The organism is Kitasatospora sp. NPDC085879 (genome assembly GCF_040686255.1).
GTDB lineage: Bacteria > Actinomycetota > Actinomycetes > Streptomycetales > Streptomycetaceae > Kitasatospora.
In genome coordinates this window covers 50,919-65,788 of the sequence record NZ_JBFBJZ010000005.1, presented here as the reverse complement: position 1 = coordinate 65,788, position 14,870 = coordinate 50,919, and the positions used below count along the sequence as shown (strand labels likewise).

Here is a 14,870-nt window from a genome sequence, read left to right as displayed (position 1 = left end):
ACCGCCCCACCCGTGACCCCCCGCGACCCCCGCGAACGAGAGAAGAGAAGACCATGAACCGCAGAACGGCAGCCGCCATCACCACCCTCGCAAGCCTCGCGGTGCTCTCCACCGCGTGCAGCAACGGCAGCACCAGCAGCTCGACCGCGGCCTCCCCGACCGGCAGCCTCCACCTGCCGGACCTGCACGGCCAGAACCTCTCGGTGGCGGCCGTCTGGACCGGACCCGAGCAGCAGAACTTCCTCAAGGTGATCGAGCAGTTCGACAAGCTCACCGGAGCCCACACCACCTTCGTCCCGACCGGGGACAGCGTCTCCACCTTCCTCGGTACCAAGATCCAGGGCGGCGCCGCTCCGGACGTGGCCTTCCTGCCCCAGGTCGGCGTGCTCGCCCAGTTCGCCAAGGCGGGCTGGCTGAAGCCGGTCGACCCCGCCGTCGACGCCGCACTGACCAAGAACTACAGCTCCACCTGGAAGAGCCTCGGCAGCTACGACGGCAAGCAGTACGGCGTCTACTTCAAGGCGTCCAACAAGTCCACCGTCTGGTACAACACCAAGGTCTTCGACCAGGCCGGGATCAGCGCCCTGCCCACCACCTGGGCGGAGTTCCTCAAGGTCGCCCAGGCGGTGTCGGACTCCGGTGTCAGCCCGGTCGCGATCGGCGGCGCCGACGGCTGGACCCTCACCGACTGGTTCGAGAACATCTACCTCAGCCAGGCCGGCCCCGAGAACTACGACAAGCTGACGAAGCGCCAGATCCCCTGGACCGACCCGTCCGTCGCCAAGGCGCTGACCACCCTCGGCCAGCTGTTCGGCAAGCCCGCCCTGATCGCCGGCGGCCCCGGCGGCGCCCTGCAGACCGACTACCCGGGGTCCGTCGCCCAGGCCTTCGCCGACCCGGTGAAGGCCGGCCTGGTCTACGAAGGCGACTTCGTCGCCACCAACATCGCCCAGGAGACCAAGGCCAAGGTCGGCACCGACGCCAAGTTCTTCCCCTTCCCCGCCGTCGACTCCGGGAAGCCGCCGGTCGTCAGCGGCGGCGACGCCGCAGTCGCCCTCAAGGACGGCCCCGGTGCGCAGGCCCTGCTGCAGTACCTCGCCTCCCCCGAGGCCGCCAAGATCGAGGCCCAGCTCGGCGGCTTCATCTCCCCGAACAAGTCGCTCGACCTCTCCGCCTACCCGGACGACATCACGCGCGGCATCGCCAAGTCGCTCATCCAGTCCGGTGACTCCTTCCGCTTCGACATGTCCGACCAGACGCCGGGTGCGTTCGGCGGCACCAAGGGCCAGGGCGAGTGGAAGGACCTCCAGGACTTCCTGGCCAACCCCTCCGACGTGGCCGGTGCGCAGCAGAAGCTGGAGGCGGACGCCGCCAAGGCCTACAAGAACGCGGGCTGAGGACGGCCATGACGACACACGTCGCCCCGCAAGCCCCACCCGCACCGCCGTCCCCGCCCACCGGCCGCGAGCGGCCCCGCTCGGCGATGAGCACCCGCCGGTGGATCGCAGCCGCCTTCCTGCTGCCCGCACTGGTGCTCCTCAGCGCACTGGTCCTCTACCCGATCGTGTGGTCGCTGGCCAGGAGCCTCTTCGCCGCCGACGGCTTCACCCGGTTCGTCGGACTGGGCAACTACGGCACCGTCCTGACCGACGGCCACACCCTCACCGCTCTCAAGAACAACGCGATCTGGGTGGTGGTCGCCCCGACCGCCGCCACCGGCCTCGGCCTGATCTTCGCCGTCCTGACCGAGCGGATCCGCTGGGGCACGGCCTTCAAGCTGGTCGTCTTCATGCCGATGGTGATCTCCATGCTGGCCGCCGGCATCATCTTCCGGCTGGTCTACGACCAGGATCCGGCCAAGGGCGCCGCCAACGCCGTGGCGGTCACCGTGCACGACACCTTCCTCAAGGCCTCCGCGTACCCGGGAGCCCACCCACGCACCGGGGGCAGCCTCACCGCTGACGGAGGCGGCTTCACCACCGCCGCGGAAGTCCCCTCCGGCACCCCCGCCGCGCTGCCGCTGGTCGGCATCGCCCCGAACACCCTGCCCGGCGCCCGACCGGCGGCGACACCCGCCGGCTGTCCGACCGGAGACGTCTGCGGCACGGTCTGGCTGGACTTCCTCCCCGGCGGCGGCGGTACACCGGCGCGGATCGACCCCGGCGAGAAGGCCCTGGCCGGAGTCCGGGTCCAGGCGGTGCGCGACGGTCACGTCGTCGCCACCGCCACCTCGGGCACGGACGGCACCTTCGCCCTCACCACCGGCGGCGCCGCCGTCCGGCTGGCCCTTCCGGCGGAGAACTTCACCGGCCAGTACCGCGGCATCAGCTGGCTCGGCCCCACTCTGGTCACCTGGTCGATCATCGGCTCGTACATCTGGATGTGGACCGGCTTCGCGATGGTGCTGATCGCCGCAGGCCTGGCCCAGGTCCCGCGCGAACTCATGGAAGCGGCCCGAGTCGACGGGGCGAGCGAATGGACGGTCTTCCGACGCATCACCGTCCCGCTGCTCGCACCGGTGCTGCTCGTCGTCCTGGTCACCCTGGTCATCAACGTGCTCAAGGTCTTCGACCTGGTGTACATCATCGCCCCCGGTTCCACCCAGCAGGACGCCAACGTCCTCGCCCTCCAGCTGTACCTCTCGTCCTTCGGCGGCGGCAACGACCAGGGCGTCGGCAGTGCGCTCGGTGTGCTGCTGCTGGTTCTCGTCCTGCCCGCGATGTTCTTCAACATCCGGCGGTTCCGGAAGGAGCGCAACCGGTGACCGCTCCCGCCACCTCCCTGCCGGCCAGGCTGGCCGCCCGTCTCAGCAGTGGCGCCGTTCGGCTGTTCCTGCTGGCGGCCGCCCTGTTCTGGCTGGTCCCCACCCTCGGCCTGCTCGTCTCCTCGCTGCGCGGGCCGACCGACATCCAGGCAACCGGCTGGTGGAGCGTCTTCACCCGCCCCACCCAGCTGACCCTGGACAACTACGGCCACCTGCTGGGCAACACGGAGATCACCCACTCCCTGCTCAACACCGTGCTGATCACCGTGCCCGCGACCCTGCTCGTCGTCGTCATCGGCGCACTGGCCGGCTACGCCTTCGCCCTGCTGGAATTCCCCGGCCGGGACTGGCTCTTCCTCCTGCTCATCGGCCTGCTCGTGGTCCCCATCCAGGTCGCCCTCATCCCCGTCACCGACCTCTACGCCAGCCTCGGCATCTTCGGCAGCCTCATCGGCGTCGTCCTCTTCCACGCCGCCTTCGGACTGCCCTTCGCGATCTTCCTGCTGCGCAACTTCTTCGCCGAGATCCCGCGGGAACTCCTGGAAGCCGCACGGCTGGACGGGGCCGGAGAGCTGCGCCTCTTCGCCCGCGTGGTCCTCCCCCTGGGCGGACCGGCCATCGCATCCCTGGCCATCTTCCAGTTCCTGTGGGTGTGGAACGACATGCTGGTGGCCCTCATCTTCGCCGACAGCAACTCCGCCCCGCTCACCGTCGCCCTCCAGGAACAGACCCGTCAGTTCGGCTCCAACATCGACGTCCTGTCCACGGGCGCGTTCGTCTCCATGGTGATCCCGCTGGCCGTCTTCTTCGCCTTCCAGCGCCAGTTCGTCGGCGGCATGATGGCCGGCGCCCTCAAGTAGCCGAGCGGTACCACCGGCTCGCGCCCAAGGCATGCGGCGTCCTCCCCCTGCCGCAGACGCCACTCACGCAGGAGGTGATGTCCTCAGCTCCGTTCCATGTGCACGGCCCGCTAGCGGGCCACGCCGACCGGCGCCCCGTCTCCGACCTGACACGGACACGGGCGCCGGTCGGTCCCACGCCCGCTGCACGGCCCAGCCGTGGTCGACGCCCGGCCCGAGGCCCGGGCCGGCACCGCCCTCCAGAAGACGATCCAGAGCCTCGCCCGCCGTCGCGCGCAGGCCGGAGGAGAGCACATGAGTAGCAACACCCCTTGGTTCGAGCTCTGGCAGGGCTACGAGGAGCGGACACCCCGGACCGCTCTCGGTGACCTCGCCAGGGAGGTCCGCTGCTACGAGGGCGGTCGGACTCGTGGTCCGGACGACGCGATCTCGCTGGCCGTCACCGGTGCGGAGGCGGCCCAGGCCACGGTGGACGCCCTGTATCACGAGTGGGCCCTCTACACCCCACAGCAGGCTTCCGTCCTCGCCGCCGCGCTGTTCGCCCAGGTCGACGCGGTCGGCATCGCCCTTCAGCGGCTGTGCACCGTCCTTGCAGAGATCGAGAGCCGGGGCGACTGCGCACCGGTCGCCCCCGTCTGCGGCCTCATCGAGGCCGCCGCGGACCACGTGCTGTTCGTGGTGCCCTTCTACGCCGACGCCGTGGTCGATGAACTGACGGCGCTGCGATCCGCGCTCACCCTCCCGTCCGGGCCGCACGACACGATCGCCGCAGTCGCCGAGATCCTCGGCGTCGAGCTCGATCAGCGGCACGGACCCGGTGAACAGGGCGATGACGGGGAGGGCTGCGGATGCGGCATCAACCTGACCATGAACGGGCGCCTCGCGGAGTTCGCCCGCGGCGACTCCCGCTGGTACCTGTCGGTACGTGACGGTCGCGACCAGCCCGACGGCACCGTCCGCTCTGCCGGCAGCGTCGATCTCGATCTCACCGACCCTCGCGCGCATCCCGAACACCTCGCGGCCGAACTACGCACGCTCCTCCAGGCCGTTGCCGGATCGATTCTCTAGAGAAGGGCTCTGTGCGGCGTGACCGAGCCGGATCAGCACCCCGTCGACGCCTCCAGCACGCCACCGGCCGCGGTCGCGCGGCCGGCCGACCTGGATGTCATCGGCTTCGACCGAAACACCGACCTGGTAGCGGGGGAGCGGCTTCCAGCCGCCGGCCGGCCCGTGGAGTACACCTTCCGGGATTTCCTCATCAGCGATGACATCGCGAGCCAGGTCCACACCGCCCAGCCGAAGAACACCGAGCGGAACATCCGACATCAGGTGAAGCTGTTCGAGCAGTGGTGTGCCGAGCGCAGGCGGGTCGCTCTGCCGTGCACCACGGCCACCCTGATCGAGTACGTCGGCTGGATGATCAATAGCGGCCGGTACGACCCGAACACCGTGAGCAAGTACATGTCGGCCGTGGTCACCTGGCAGGAGCGCTGCACGCCCGGGAGGACCCGGCCGGCCACCGTCGAGGTCCGCGAGATGGTCGCCGCGTTCCGCACCCGGTGGGCGAAGAGCAGCACCGAGAAGCAGTCCCCCGAGGTCCGCGAGGCGGACCTCGAAGCGATGCTCGCGACCTGCGGCAGGGGCTTGCCCGCCGACCTTCGCGACGCCGCGATTCTGACCCTCGGCTGGCATCTGCTCACCCGCCGGATCGAGCTCCACCGTCTGATCGTCACTCACCTGGTCGTTCGTCATGACGGCATCGACGTAAGGCTGGTGAATCGCAACACCCGCACGGACGGGTCCGCTTTCGAGGGCTGGGTGTCGACTCGCGACGATGCCCCGCACCTGTGCCCGGTGCGCCGGATGCGGGCGTGGCTGGCGTACGGCCGCCGCATCCGCCAGCCGCGGGACCAGGCGCTCTTCCGCGCGCTCGACAAAGCCGGCCGGCTCGCCGTCCGGCTCACACCGCAGACCCGCCCGCAGCACCCTGACGGCACGCTCAAGGACGACTGCGAGATCACCGCGGAGGAGTGGGCCGAGCTCTCACGCCTGTCCGGCGGGACCGTCAACGGCATCGTGAAGCGGAGGGCGAAGGCCGCGTTCGCCCAGGTCGCGCAGCTCGCCGAGCACGACCGGGCCGAGGCCGGCCACAGCGCCCTGATCAACGCCGAGACCGCCCGCAGGGTGACCGCGCACAGCCTGCGCGTCGGCGGTACCGCCGAGCTCAAGGAGGCCGGCGTGCCGGAGGACCGGATCGCCGAGTTGGGCGACTGGCGCAGGGGCTCGACCGCAATGCAGCGCTACTTCCGCCGCATCAAGGTGAAGCAGCAGGACCCGTGGACGGCAGCCAGGCAAGCCCGCCAGCAGCGGCAGGCCGGAACCTCTGAAGACTCTCAGACTTAACGCCCTCTCCTCTGATCTCCGGGAGGTCGTGAACGCGACCTCACCCGGCCCGGACGAGGCCGCCACCAGAAACGAACGGGTTGGGCCCGCTGCACAGGGAGGCGGCCGGACGGGCGCCAGAGGGTGTTCTGAGGTTTCGAGTGGCCTACGCGTGCCAAGCTGGCCGCACAGCTACTACTCGGGGGTGCGAGATGGACGACGGCGGGCACGACGGCAGTCACCACGGAGATCATCACCACAGCGGGTTCGGGGGCCACCAGCACGGACACCACCACAGCGACGACAGCACCAACTGGATCCTCAGCCACAGCCAAGGCGGCCAGTGGCCGAGCAAGCGCGGATGGCTTGTCGTGGCGATCCTTGTACTGCTGGCCTTTGCGCTCGTGGTCTTCGCCTAGAAATCGCGCTGACGGGCGGGGTCGTCAGGCAGGCACGCCTGGCGACTGCGCACCGGCCGACCAGGTCTGCGGCCCCATCGAGGCCGCCGACGACCTCGATTTTCCGACCCGCTCGCCCATCCCGGGCACCTCGCCGCAGAACTGCGCACGTTCCTGTGACGGCCGGCTCCGTCGAGTGATCGCCGCGCGGCGCCCAGTACCCCGAGCGGGGCTCGGGCGCCGGCGGACGCGGAGGGCCGGACGGCTCAGGGCTTGCGGCCCACGCCCGCCCAGATGCCCACCTCGGCGTCGGTCGCCGACGTCGCGGTGTCCGGGCGCCACAGCGGGGCCGTCACCAGGCCCGGCTCCAGCAGCTCCAGCCCGTCGAAGAACCTCAGGACCTGCTCCCGGGTGCGCATGCTCAGCTGTGCGGTCGCGTTGCGGTAGATCGCCGGGCCCTTCGCCGCGTCCGCCGCCGAGACGAAGTCGGCGGTGCCGTGCGAGAGCGCCAGGTGGCTGCCCGAGGGCAGCGCGTCGACCAGCGTCCGCACGATGCCGTACGGGTCGTCGGCGTCGTCGACGAAGTGCAGCACCGCGAACAGCAGCAGCGCCACCGGCCGCCCCAGGTCCAGCAGTTCGCGCACCTGTGGGTCGGCCAGGATCTTCGCCGGGTCGCGCAGGTCGGCCTGGGTGACCGTCACCGTGCCGCGGCTGGAGCCGGCCAGCAGCGCCCGGCTGTGCACCAGCACGATCGGGTCGTTGTCCACGTACGCCACCCGGGCGTTCGGGTGCACCCGCTGCGCCGTCTCGTGGGTGTTGCCCGCGGTCGGGATTCCGGTGCCGACGTCCAGGAACTGCTTCACCCCGGCCTCGGCCAGGTGGCGCACCGAACGCTGCAGGAACGCCCGGTTGGCCAGCGCGCTGATCCGCACCAGCGGGCTCAGCGCCAGCACCTTCTCCGCCGCCTCCCGGTCGGCCGGGAAGTTGTCCTTGCCGCCCAGGTAGTAGTCGTACATGCGGGCCGGGTGCGGGATCTCCGGGCGCAGGTCAACCGGCTCGTGCGGTTCGCCGGTACCGGACATCCAGTCCAGCGATATGTCCTGATGGTCGGTCATGTCCGCGCTCCCGGCAGCCGTTCGACTCTCACCCCGGCAGCATAGACGGGCGGCGCCGGCCGCCGGCCCCCGAACGCCCGATCCGGCCCGGGCCCGTTGGCCTCCCGGTCGGTCAGTGCTCCGTCGTGGCTGCCCCTGGTGCCGGGCCGTCCGCCGGGTCGCCGGTCAGCAGATAGCGGGCGCCCGGCCCGGTCGCGCCCGCCCGGTCGCCCGCGTTGTACAGCGCACAGCGCGACAGGGACAGGCAGCCGCAGCCGATGCAGCCGGTCAACTTCCGTTTCAGCAGCTGGAGTTCCTCGATCTGCCGGTCGATCCGCTCGTGCCAGGTGCCGGCCACCTCGCCCCACTCGGCGGTGCTCGGCGCACGGTCCTCCGGCAGCCGGTCCAGCGCGGTGCGCGCCTCCTCCAGGGACAGACCGACCCGCTGCGCCGCCCGGACGAAGGCGATCCGCCGCAGTGTGGCGCGGGCGTAGCGGCGCTGGTTGCCGGTGGTGCGATCGGCGCTGATCAGCCCCATCCGCTCGTAGTAGCGCAGCGCGGAGGCCGCCAGCCCGCTGCGGGCGGAGAGTTGGCCGATGGTCAACAGGTCGTGCCGGGTCGGTCCCATGCGGCCGAGGATAGCCGCTTGACCTGAAGTCGACTTCAACTTGCAGGATTTCTGCCATGACCACCGCAACCACGTGGCAGCGGCCGCGCACCTTCGGCGACCTGCCCGCCCTGATGGCCCTGATGACCGGCGACGAGAAGCACGGCCCCGCCGCCACCTCCACCCTGGACGCCCTCTGGGTGCTCTACGACCGTGTCCTGCGGGTCGCCCCGGCCACCGCCGACGCCCCGGACCGTGACCGCTTCCTGCTCTCCAAGGGCCACGGCCCGATGGCCTACTACGCCGTCCTCGCCGCCAAGGGCTTCCTCGACGAGGCCGTGCTGCCGAGCTTCGGCGGCTACGACTCCCCGCTCGGTCACCACCCGGACCGGCTGCTGGTGCCCGGCGCGGAGATCGCCTCCGGCTCGCTCGGCCACGGCCTGCCGCTGGCCGTCGGCACCGCACTCGGCCTGCGCGCCCAGGGCCTCACCGACCCCGCCGTCTGGGTGCTGGTCGGCGACGCCGAATTCGACGAGGGCAGCAACCACGAGGCGGTCGCCTTCGCCGGCGCGGCCGGCCTGGACCGGCTGCACACCGTGGTGATCGACAACTCCTCGGCCACCCACGGCTGGCGCGGCGGCATCGCGGCCCGATTCGCCGCCGAGGGCTGGTCGACCGCGACGGTGGACGGCCGCGACCACGAGGCCCTGCACGCCGCGTTCACCGCCCCGCACCCGGGCCGGCCGCACGCCGTCGTCGCCCGCGTCGAACCCAAGAACTGACCGCTCCCCACCACCGAGAAAGGCCCCTGCCATGGAGACCATGCGCGAGCGCTTCGCCGCCGTCACCACCGAGCTGCTCGACCACGACCCCCGGCTCGCGGTCGTCCTCGCCGACATCGGCGCCGACTCCCTCCGCCCGGCCGCCGACCGCCACCCCGACCGGGTGCTCAACGTCGGCATCCGCGAGCAGCTGCAGATCGGCGTCACCGCCGGCCTCGCCCTCACGGGCCTGCGACCGATCGCGCACACCTTCGCCAGCTTCCTGATCGAGCGGCCCTGGGAGCAGATCAAGCTCGACCTCGTCCACCAGGGCGTCGGCGCCGTCCTGGTCGGCGCGGCCGGCTCGTACGACTGGCCGGCCGGCGGCCGCACCCACATGGCACCCGGGGACGTCGCGCTGCTGGACACCCTGCCCGGCTGGACGGTCCACGTGCCCGGTCACCCCGACGAGGCCGAGACCCTGCTGCGGCACGCCGCCGCGGACGGCGACAGCCTCGTTTACCTGCGGCTCTCCGCCCACCGCAACGAGGCCGCGCAGCCCGTCGAGCCCGGCCGGCTGCTGCCCGTCCGCACCGGCCGCCGCGGCACGGTGGTCGCCGTCGGCCCGATGCTGGACGCCGTGCTGGAGGCCACCGAGGGCCTGGACGTCACCGTGCTCTACGCCGCCACCGTCCGGCCCTTCGACGCCGCCGGGCTGCGCGCCGCCCTCGGCGACCGCGCGGACGTCGTCCTGGTCGAGCCCTACCTGGCCGGCACCTCCGCGGGCGCCGCCCACGACGCGCTCGCCGACCTCGCGCACCGCGTCCTCGGCCTCGGCGTGCCGCGCGAGGAGCACCGCCACTACGGCTCGATCCCCGAGCACCTCGCCGCCTACGGCCTGGACGCGGCCGGCCTGCGCGCCCGGATCACCGCCTTCCTCCGCTGAGCCGCGACACCCCCTCTGGTAGCTTCGCGAACGAAGGGGGATGCCATGACCGCACAGCACCGCACACCGCTGGACGTCCACTGGATCCACGGATCGACGTCCGCGAAGCACAACACCGACCCCGACCTCCAGGTCCACGAGGTCGACCCGGCGACGTACGTCCTGCGGCAGAACAAGGCCGTCCACTACGAGGCGCCGTTCCTGTTCCTGCTGTTCGGCACCGAGCGGGCGGTGCTGATCGACACCGGCGCCACCGCCGACCCGGCGCACCTGCCGCTGCGCCGCACCGTCGACGAGCTGATCGAGCGGCGCAGCCCGGGGCTGCCGCTGCTGGTCCTGCACAGCCACGGGCACGGCGACCACACCGCGGGCGACGGCCAGTTCGCGGACCGGCCGGACACCGAGCTGGTGCCGGCGGGGGAGGCGCTCGCCTGGTTCGGCTTCCGCGGCGAGGAGAGCCGGGCGCTGGACCTCGGCGGCCGGGTGCTGGAGTGCCTCGCCACCCCGGGCCACCACCCGGCGTCGGTCACCTACCACGACCCGCGGACCGGCTTCCTGCTCACCGGCGACACCGTCTACCCGGGCCGGCTGTACGTCGACGACTGGCCGGCCTTCACCCGCACCGTCGACCGCCTGGTGGAGTTCGCCGCCGGCCGTGAGGTCACCCACGTGCTGGGCTGCCACATCGAGATGACCGCCGAGCCGGGCGTCGACTACCCGATCCGCACCACCCACCAGCCGGACGAGCCCCCGCTGGAGCTCTCCGTCGCCGACCTGCACGACCTGCAGGCCGCCTGCCGGGAGATCGGCGACCGCCCGGGCCGCCACCCGTACAAGCGCTTCATCGTCTGCAAGCCGGACTGACCCGGGGCGTCAGTCGACCCGCACGACCGCGGTCGACTCCGCCGCCAGGTGCAGCGAGCCGTCCGACTCCGGCCAGCAGTCCCCGTACAGGGCGAGGGTCTGCCCGTACGGCCGGTCCAGGGCGATCCGCCGCGGGGCCTCGGTGCCCAGGTGGACGACCACCCGGAACGGGCCGCGGTGCACCACCAGCCACTGCCCGGCCGCGTCGTGGTCGACCCGGACGGCGCCGAGGTCCGGGTCGGTGAGCTCCGGGTGGGTGCGGCGCAGCCGGATCAGCCGCCGGTGCCAGTCGAGCAGCCCGGCGTGCGGCTCCCTGGCCCGCTCGGCCCAGGTGAGGGTGGAGCCGAGCACGGTGGCGCGGGCCTGCGGGTCGGGCACGTCCTCGGGCTGCCAGCCGTGCGCGGCGAACTCCCGCCGCCTGCCCTGCCGGACGGCCTCCGCGAGGGCCGGGTCGGTGTGGTCGGTGAAGTACTGCCAGGGGGTGCTCGCCCCCCACTCCTCGCCCATGAACAGCATCGGGGTGAACGGCGAGGTCAGCACCAGCGCCGCCGCGGCCGCCAGCCGGCCGGGGGAGAGGGTCGCCGAGAGCCGGTCCCCGGCCGCCCGGTTGCCGATCTGGTCGTGGGTCTGCGCGTAGCCGAGCAGCCGGTGCCCGTACGCGGCGGGGAACGGCCGGCCGTGCGAGCGGCCGCGGAAGGAGGACCGGCTGCCGTCGTGGAAGAAGCCCCGGGTCAGCGTCTTGGCGCAGGCCGCGTACGGGTCGGCCGCGAAGTCCGCGTAGTAGCCGCCGGACTCGCCGGTCAGCAGGGTGTGCAGGGCGTGGTGGAAATCGTCGTTCCACTGCGCGGTCAGCCCGAGACCGCCGGCCTGCCGGGGCGCGGTGGTGCGCGGGTCGTTCAGGTCGGACTCGGCGACCAGGAACAGCGGCCGCCCGGTCGCCTCCGCCAACTTCTCGACCTCGACGGCGAGTTCCTCCAGGAAGTGCAGCGCCCGGTCGTCCGCGAGGGCGTGCACCGCATCCAGCCGCAGCCCGTCGATCCGGTAGTCCCGCAGCCAGGCCAGCGCACTGCCGATCAGGTAGCCCCGCACCTCGTCGGAGCCCGGCGCGTCCAGGTTCACCGCCGAACCCCACGGCGTGTGGTGCCGGTCGGTGAAGTACGGCCCGTACACCGGGAGGTAGTTGCCGGACGGGCCGAGGTGGTTGTGCACCACGTCCAGCACCACGCCGAGGCCCTTGCGGTGCGCGGCGTCCACGAAGCGCTTCAGCCCGTCCGGGCCGCCGTACGGCTCGTGCACCGCCCACGGAGACACCCCGTCGTAGCCCCAGCCGTACCGGCCGGGGAACGGGCAGACCGGCATCAGCTCGACGAAGTCCACGCCCAGGTCGACCAGGTGGTCCAGCCGCTCGGCCGCCGCCTCGAAGGTCCCGGCCGGGGTGAAGGTGCCCACGTGCAGCTCGTACAGCACGCTGCCGGGCAGCGGCCGGCCCCGCCACGGCGTGTCCGACCAGCGGAAGGCGGCGTGGTCGACGGCCCGGCTGAGCCCGTCCGGGCCGTCCGGCTGCCGCGGCGAGCGCGGGTCGGGCAGCGCCCGGCCGCCGTCCAGCCGGAAGCCGTAGTCGCCGTCCGGCGCCTCGCCCCGCCACCAGCCGCTGCTCCCGTCGCCCTCCCGGGCCATCGGGTGCGGCCGGCCGTCGACCTCCACCTCCACCATGTCCGCCTCGGGTGCCCATACGCGGTACGTGGTCAACGGCCCTCCGTGAGCAGTGCGACCGGGTGGCGCTCCAGCAGCCAGGAGGCGGGCAACGGCCCGCCCTCGTACTGCCGCCCGGTCAGTTCGTCCGTCCAGTGGCCCTCGGGCAGCTCCAGTACGGTGTCCCCCCAGCCGCCGGCCCGCTGCAGCCCGTACGGCAGCCGGGTCACCGCGGCGACCACCTTCGGGCCGCGGAAGAAGGCGAGCAGGTGGGCCGCCGCCCGGCCGGAAGCCTCCAGCGGACGGTAGGCGCCGAGCGGCCCGCGCCGCCGCAGGTGCAGCGCCGTGGTGGTGAGGTGGAGCTTCTCCCGGGCGAGGTCCCCGCCGCGGTCGGCGGCCGAGTCGGTCAGCCGCACCGCCAGCGCCCCCAGGTCGACCGGCGCCCGGTTGTCCGGGTCGACCAGCGTGTACAGCGGCTCCTCGCTGCCCTGGTACAGGTCCGGCACACCCGGCACCGTCAGGTGCAGCAGCGCCGCCGCCAGCGTGTTGCACCGCGCGTACGGGGCGAGCAGCTGCACGAAGCCGGCGATCCGCGGGCACAGCCCGGCGTTGGCGAGCGCACCGCGGGCGTACGCCGTCAGCGCCCGCTCGAAGGCCTCGTCGGGTGACGTCCAGGAGGTGCGCAGCTTCGCCTCCCGGGCCGACTTCAGCACCACCTGGACGAGCCGCTCCTCACCGATCGGCCAGGCCGCGACCAGGGTCTGCCAGAGCAGCCAGGCGGTGCTGCGGTCCGGGCAGGGCCCGGCGGCGGCCGTCCACGCCGCGCACTCCGCGGCCCAGGCGTCCGGCAGCTCGGCGAGCACGGCGAGGCGGGCCCGGGCGTCCGCGCTGCGCTTGGTGTCGTGGGTGGACAGCGCCGTCATCCCGTCCGGCCAGTCCCGCTCCTGGTCGGCGCACCAGCGGTGGAAGGCCGCCGGGCCGAGGCCCGGCCGGCCCGGCTCGCCGCCCACCTCGTTCAGCGAGACCAGTGCGTTCCACCGGTAGAAGGCGGTGTCCTCCACGCCCTTGGCGGCCACCGCCGAGGTGGTCTGGGCGAACCGCCGGCAGAACTCGTCCTTCTCCGGGCTGCGGCCGAGCCGGCCGAGCGCCAGGTCCCGCAGCAGCCGGTCCGGGGTGCCCTCGGCGCCGCCGGCCAGGTGTGCGACCGCCTCCTCGGGCGGCTCCTCGCCCGGCACCACGTAGGGCCGGTACACCGGGTGGTCGGTCAGCAGGCCGCACAGCGCGTCCCGCAGCGCCGGCAGCGGGTGGTCGGCGAGGGCCTGGTCGGCGGTGCCGATCCGGCGGACCAGCCGCAGCAGCCGGTCGACCTCGGCGGCCAGCTCGCCGTGCGGCCCGGTCAGCTCCGCGCGGCCGCGCAGCGCCGCCTCGGCCGCGGTCGTCCGGTCCGCGACGTCCCGCTGGTAGGCGGTGACCAGCCGCTCCGCGCCGGCGTGGTCGGTGAGCACCCCGTCGATCCGGCGCAGCGCGTCGTAGCCGGTGGTGCCGGCGCACGGCCAGTCCCCGGGCAGCCGCTCGGCGCCGGCGAGGATCTTCTCCACCACCGTGTACGCGCCGCCGGTGGCCTCGGCGAGCCGGCGCAGGTAGCCCCGCGGGTCGGCCAGCCCGTCCGGGTGGTCCACCCGGAAGCCGTCCAGCACGCCCTCGCCGTGCAGCCGCAGCAGCACCTCGTGGGTGGCCCGGAACACCTCCGGCACCTCGACCCGGACCGCGATCAGGTCGTTGATCGCGAAGAACCGGCGGTAGTTCAGCTCGCTGCTGGCCAGCCGCCACCAGGCCAGCCGGTACCACTGCCGTTCCAGCAGCCCCGGCAGCGGCAGGTGCGCGGTGCCGGGGCGCAGCGGGAACGCGTGGTCGTGGTAGCGCAGCACCTCGCCGTCGACCACCAGCTGGTCCAGGACGCCGCCGAGCCGGTCGCCGAGCAGCGGCAGCAGCAGCCGGCCGCGGGCGGGCGCGTCGACCGGGCCGGGCTGCGCCGTCCAGTCGATGTCGAACCAGGTCGCGAAGGGCGAGTCCGGGCCGTCCCTGAGCACCTGCCAGAGCGGCTGGTTGAGCTGCTCGGGGACGGGCAGCGCCATGTGGTTGGGCACCACGTCGGCGATCAGCCGCAGGTCGTGCCGGTGGGCCTCGTCCGCGAGCGCCCGCAGCGCCGCCTCGCCGCCGAGCTGCTCGCTGATCCGGCCGTGGTCGACCGTGTCGTAGCCGTGGGTGGAACCCGGGGCAGCCTCCAGCAGCGGGGAGAGGTGCAGGTGGGAGACGCCGAGTGCGGCCAGGTACGGCACCGCGCGGGCGGCGTCGCGCAGGGTGAAGCCCGGCTGGAGCTGGAGCCGGTAACTGGCCGTCGGTGGTTGTGCGGCGGCGGACGTCATGGGGTGATCCCTACCCGGGCCCGGCCGTGGCTATGGCCCGGGTGGCACGAATGGCCCACCCGGACGGCCGCCCGCG

The 14,870-nt window shown here is 72.9% G+C and carries 12 protein-coding genes; 8 read left to right on the top strand and 4 right to left on the bottom strand.

What is annotated here, in order from left to right; genetic code table 11:
- Positions 1-53: 53 nt before the first annotated feature.
- From AB0P35_RS05920 to AB0P35_RS05900, 5 genes are all read left to right on the top strand, one after another.
- The gene (locus AB0P35_RS05920) at positions 54-1,397 is read left to right on the top strand and encodes an extracellular solute-binding protein (RefSeq protein WP_363507055.1); all 1,344 of its coding nucleotides are present in this window, start codon (positions 54-56) and stop codon (positions 1,395-1,397) included.
- An 8-nt stretch (positions 1,398-1,405) separates the two neighbouring features.
- Positions 1,406-2,764 (top strand): sugar ABC transporter permease, encoded by a 1,359-nt coding sequence (locus tag AB0P35_RS05915; RefSeq protein ID WP_257019458.1) that lies wholly within the window; start codon positions 1,406-1,408, stop codon positions 2,762-2,764.
- On the top strand, positions 2,761-3,624 hold the full coding sequence (locus AB0P35_RS05910) for a carbohydrate ABC transporter permease (protein ID WP_363507052.1): 864 nt from the start codon (positions 2,761-2,763) through the stop codon (positions 3,622-3,624). The genes AB0P35_RS05915 and AB0P35_RS05910 overlap by 4 nt, the downstream gene beginning before the upstream one ends.
- Before the next feature lie 294 nt (positions 3,625-3,918).
- Positions 3,919-4,692, top strand: coding sequence for a hypothetical protein (locus tag AB0P35_RS05905; RefSeq protein ID WP_363507049.1), 774 nt, complete (start codon positions 3,919-3,921; stop codon positions 4,690-4,692).
- 18 nt (positions 4,693-4,710) lie between these two features.
- Entirely contained in the window at positions 4,711-6,027 is a 1,317-nt protein-coding gene (locus tag AB0P35_RS05900) for a hypothetical protein (protein WP_363507046.1), read from the top strand.
- A 643-nt stretch (positions 6,028-6,670) separates the two neighbouring features.
- Here AB0P35_RS05900 and AB0P35_RS05895 read toward each other — a convergent pair.
- A complete protein-coding gene (locus AB0P35_RS05895) occupies positions 6,671-7,519 on the bottom strand; it encodes an SAM-dependent methyltransferase (RefSeq protein WP_363507044.1) in 849 nt (282 codons plus the stop codon).
- Between the two features lie 112 nt (positions 7,520-7,631).
- Positions 7,632-8,126: a redox-sensitive transcriptional activator SoxR gene (soxR, locus tag AB0P35_RS05890; RefSeq protein WP_363507041.1), complete on the bottom strand. Its 495-nt coding sequence runs from the start codon at positions 8,124-8,126 to the stop codon at positions 7,632-7,634.
- A gap of 56 nt (positions 8,127-8,182) precedes the next feature.
- On the opposite strand from soxR, the gene AB0P35_RS05885 reads away from it, so the two are divergent.
- Genes AB0P35_RS05885 through AB0P35_RS05875 form a run of 3 tightly spaced genes read left to right on the top strand, consistent with a single transcriptional unit; the run spans position 8,183 to position 10,676 of the window.
- Positions 8,183-8,887: a transketolase gene (locus tag AB0P35_RS05885; protein WP_363507038.1), complete on the top strand. Its 705-nt coding sequence runs from the start codon at positions 8,183-8,185 to the stop codon at positions 8,885-8,887.
- Between the two features lie 31 nt (positions 8,888-8,918).
- Positions 8,919-9,812, top strand: a complete 894-nt coding sequence (locus tag AB0P35_RS05880) for a transketolase C-terminal domain-containing protein (RefSeq protein WP_363507035.1) — start codon at positions 8,919-8,921, stop codon at positions 9,810-9,812.
- 45 nt (positions 9,813-9,857) lie between these two features.
- Complete coding sequence (locus AB0P35_RS05875) at positions 9,858-10,676, top strand: MBL fold metallo-hydrolase (RefSeq protein WP_363507032.1); 819 nt, start codon at positions 9,858-9,860, stop codon at positions 10,674-10,676.
- A 9-nt stretch (positions 10,677-10,685) separates the two neighbouring features.
- On the opposite strand, the gene treZ is transcribed toward AB0P35_RS05875, so the two are convergent.
- Positions 10,686-12,425, bottom strand: coding sequence for a malto-oligosyltrehalose trehalohydrolase (gene treZ, locus AB0P35_RS05870; protein WP_363507029.1), 1,740 nt, complete (start codon positions 12,423-12,425; stop codon positions 10,686-10,688).
- Complete coding sequence (gene treY / locus AB0P35_RS05865) at positions 12,422-14,794, bottom strand: malto-oligosyltrehalose synthase (RefSeq protein ID WP_363507026.1); 2,373 nt, start codon at positions 14,792-14,794, stop codon at positions 12,422-12,424. Before treY ends, treZ begins: the two co-directional genes overlap by 4 nt.
- Between the last annotated feature and the right edge of the window lie 76 nt (positions 14,795-14,870).